We start from the raw sequence: 3,231 nt of genomic DNA on the forward strand, positions 1-3,231 counted from the left end.
GTACAGGCGGCTCATCGAAGGCTCCTCCCTCAAGGCTTTTTCACTGGGCGCACTCTAAGGCCAGGGGCAAAGGTGCGCATCTCACATTCCGGGTCAAACGGGAAATGCGTTCTCGATATGCCGCGGCCACGCCCAGCGCTGCGAGCACCACGTCGAAGGCGATCGTGTGGCTGGTGAAGTCCGGGTGGCTCGCGAGCCAGTATTGCGCCGCGCGCACGATGCGCCGTCTTTGCTTGGCGGGCAGCGTCCAGGCGGCATCGTTCTTGGTCTTGCGCCGCTTGACCTCCACGAACACGAGCCGCTGTCCTTTCTGGGCCACAAGGTCGATCTCGCCGACGGGCGAGCGATAACGCTGTGCCACGATGCGATAGCCTTTGAGCCGGAGGAGCAGGGCGACCAGCGTTTCGGCCAGCACGCCGCGCCGATAGGCTCTAACGCGTGCAACGCTCATCTCATTCGGGCTCGCGGGTGAGGGACAGGCCGAGCTCATAGACCCGCGCCCGCTTCACGCCATGCGCCTCGGTGACGCCGCGCACCGCATCGCGGAAGCTCTGGGTCTCTAGCGCCGCCTTGAGATCGGCCAGGATGCGCGCATGGTCGATCTCGGTTTCGTCAGCGCGGGGCGGCGCGATCACCACCACGACCTCGCCTTTCAACGTCTGCTCCGCGAGGTCTCCGGCGAGCGCATCGAGCGTGCCGCGCAACACCGTTTCGTGCAGCTTGGTCAGCTCCCGCGCGATCGCCGCTTCGCGGGGGCCCAAGACCTCAGCCATGTCGGCGAGGGCCTTGGCGAGCCGGGGTGCGGTCTCGAATAGAATGAGCGTCGCCGGCACGTCTTTCAGCGCCGCGAGCCGCGTCTGGCGCGCGCCCGATTTCGGCGGCAGGAAACCCGCGAACAGAAACGTGTCGGTGGGGAGGCCCACGCTGGTCAGCGCGGCGAGCGTCGCCGACGGCCCCGGAATGCTCGTCACCGTCAGCCCTTCGTCGAGTGCTTCCCGCACCAGCTTGTAGCCCGGGTCCGACACAAGCGGCGTGCCCGCGTCCGAGATCAGCGCCACGGAATAGCCAGAGCGGATGCGCGCCAGCAGCTTCGGGCGTTCCCGTTCGGCGTTGTGCTCGTGATAGGGCGTGAGCGGCGTATCGATGCCGAAATGCGAGAGCAGCTTCTTGGAGTGCCGCGTATCTTCCGCGGCGATGAGCGGCGCGCGTGCCAAGACGGAAAGTGCACGCAACGAGATGTCCGAAAGATTGCCGATGGGCGTCGCCACGAGATAAAGCCCCGCGGCGAGCGGCCGGTCCAGAAGCTCCGCGAGCGTCTCGCTTGCGCGTGCAACCGTCCGTTCGGTTCCCGCGCCGCTCTCCGCGTTACGATGGTCTTGCACCTGGCCGCCTCGCTGCTGCCGGGGGGCTGCGTCAAGGCGCAGCGCGCCCCGCCCTGGCCGGTGAAACGTTACGTGATATAGTCCGCAGCCGTCCATCACGTTTGAGCCACGTTTGCGATCAAGGCTTTACGTGACACGACATTGCAGGGGCAGAACACATTCCGCACGCGCTTCGCCATCGTCTGAGTGCCATTAAGCTCGTCATCGTCACGGCGCTGATCGCGGCGCTGTTCTCCGCCTGCGGCGCGCCGGGCGGCGGTGGCGGCGGCGGCGGCAATCTCATGCCGGGCGAGACGATCACGGGCGCAACCGGCTCGGTCAAGGTGGCGCTGCTGCTGCCGATCTCCGCGCCTGGCTCCGCCTCGTCGGTCGCCAAGGCGCTGAAGCAAGCGGCCGAGCTGGCCCTGTTCGATTTCAACAACCCGGATATCTCGCTCGTGCCGAAGGACACCATGGGCACCCCGAACGGCGCGCGCGCCGCCGCGCAAAGCGCGGTCAAGGACGGCGCCGAGTTGATCATCGGACCACTCTTCGCGCAGGAAGTGAGCGCCGCCGCGCAAGTGGCGCGCAGCGCCGGCGTCCCCATGATCGCCTTCTCATCCGACGAGAAGGTCGCGGGCAACGGCGTTTATCTCTTGAGCTTCCTCGCCGGCCGCGACGTGCCGCGCATCGTCTCCTTCGCCATGTCGCGCGGCAAACGGAACTTCGCGGTGCTCGTGCCACAGACGGCCTATGGCCGCATCGCCGAGGCCGCGTTCGCGAAGGCTGTCGCTTCCGGCGGCGGCTCCGCGCCGGTGCGGGCGAGCTTCAGCGGCTCGAACATGGAAAGCGCCGTGCAACAGATCGCGGGCGCCGTGCAGTCGGGGAAACAGATCGATGCGCTGTTCCTGCCCGCCGGCCAGGAGGAGCTCCCGCGTCTCGCGCCGCAGCTTGCGGCCGCCGGTCTCACCAGCGCGAAAGTTCAGTTCATCGGCACCGGCCAATGGGACTATCCGAACGTGGGCAGCCAGCAGGCGCTCATCGGCGGCTGGTATCCCGCGCCCGATCCGAAAGGCTGGAACAGCTTCGCCCAGCGCTACACCAAGACCTTCGGCGGCACGCCGCCGCGGATCGCGAGCCTCGGCTACGACGCCATGAGCCTCGCCGTCTCCCTGTCACAGAATCCGCCGGGCCAGCGCTACTCGTTCTCCCAGCTCACCCGCGCAAGCGGATTCGCCGGCGTCGACGGCCTGGTCCGCTTGCTGCCGGACGGCACGTCGGAACGGGGCCTGGCCATCCTCGAAGTGAGGCCCGGATCGCCCAGCGTGATCTCGCCGGCGCCGCGCAGCTTCAACACCGCGTCCAGCTACTAGGCGGCGAGCTCCAGGATCAGCCGCTCGAGGACGAGCCGCCCGGATTGCGTGGCCCTGAGCCGTTTGCCGTTCCGGGCCAAGAGCCCGTCGCTCTCCAGCGCATCGAGCACGGACGCATCGAGCGCCCGCCCGCCCAAAGCTTCGAGCCGCGCCACGTCGAGCCCTTCGGCGAGGCGGAGCGCCATGAGCAGATATTCTTCCGCCGTCTCTTGGGTGGTCAGCGCTTCGTCGCTGGCGAGACCGTGGCCCCGGGCCTCGACATGCGCCAGCCACTCCTCAGGCGGCTTCAGCGTCGAAGTCGCGCGTTTCACGCCGTTCTCGGTGAGACGTCCATGGGCGCCGGCGCCGATCCCGGCATAGTCGTGTCCGCGCCAATAGATGAGATTGTGCCGCGACTCCGATCCCGGCCGCGCATGGTTCGAGATCTCGTAGGCGGGGAGGCCCGCTTTCTCGCACAGCTCCTGGGTCAGGAGATACATCTCGCTCGCACTGTCGCC

3 protein-coding genes and 1 pseudogene are annotated in these 3,231 nt (G+C 67.8%); 1 reads left to right on the forward strand and 3 read right to left on the reverse strand.

What is annotated here, in order from left to right:
- Positions 1 to 40: 40 nt before the first annotated feature.
- Positions 41 to 451, reverse strand: coding sequence for a YraN family protein (locus tag ACSLE4_RS03005; protein ID WP_435903010.1), 411 nt, complete (start codon positions 449 to 451; stop codon positions 41 to 43).
- A gap of 1 nt (position 452) precedes the next feature.
- Positions 453 to 1,382, reverse strand: coding sequence for a 16S rRNA (cytidine(1402)-2'-O)-methyltransferase (gene rsmI / locus ACSLE4_RS03010; RefSeq protein ID WP_435903011.1), 930 nt, complete (start codon positions 1,380 to 1,382; stop codon positions 453 to 455).
- A gap of 281 nt (positions 1,383 to 1,663) precedes the next feature.
- Here rsmI and ACSLE4_RS03015 point away from each other — a divergent pair, with 281 nt between their 5' ends.
- Positions 1,664 to 2,734: a penicillin-binding protein activator gene (locus ACSLE4_RS03015; protein WP_435903012.1), complete on the forward strand. Its 1,071-nt coding sequence runs from the start codon at positions 1,664 to 1,666 to the stop codon at positions 2,732 to 2,734.
- Here ACSLE4_RS03015 and ACSLE4_RS03020 read toward each other — a convergent pair.
- Positions 2,731 to 3,231, reverse strand: a pseudogene (locus ACSLE4_RS03020) (radical SAM family heme chaperone HemW); the annotation flags it as partial. The gene ACSLE4_RS03015 and the pseudogene ACSLE4_RS03020 overlap by 4 nt on opposite strands.

Source organism: Methyloceanibacter sp. (assembly GCF_051306395.1).
Taxonomy (GTDB): domain Bacteria; phylum Pseudomonadota; class Alphaproteobacteria; order Rhizobiales; family Methyloligellaceae; genus Methyloceanibacter.

Excerpts from the sequence above, each read along its gene's own strand:
- ACSLE4_RS03015 (WP_435903012.1), top strand. The coding sequence starts at position 1,664 with ATGCCGGGCGAGACGATCACGGGCGCAACCGGCTCGGTCAAGGTGGCG.
- ACSLE4_RS03005 (WP_435903010.1), bottom strand. The coding sequence starts at position 451 with ATGAGCGTTGCACGCGTTAGAGCCTATCGGCGCGGCGTGCTGGCCGAA.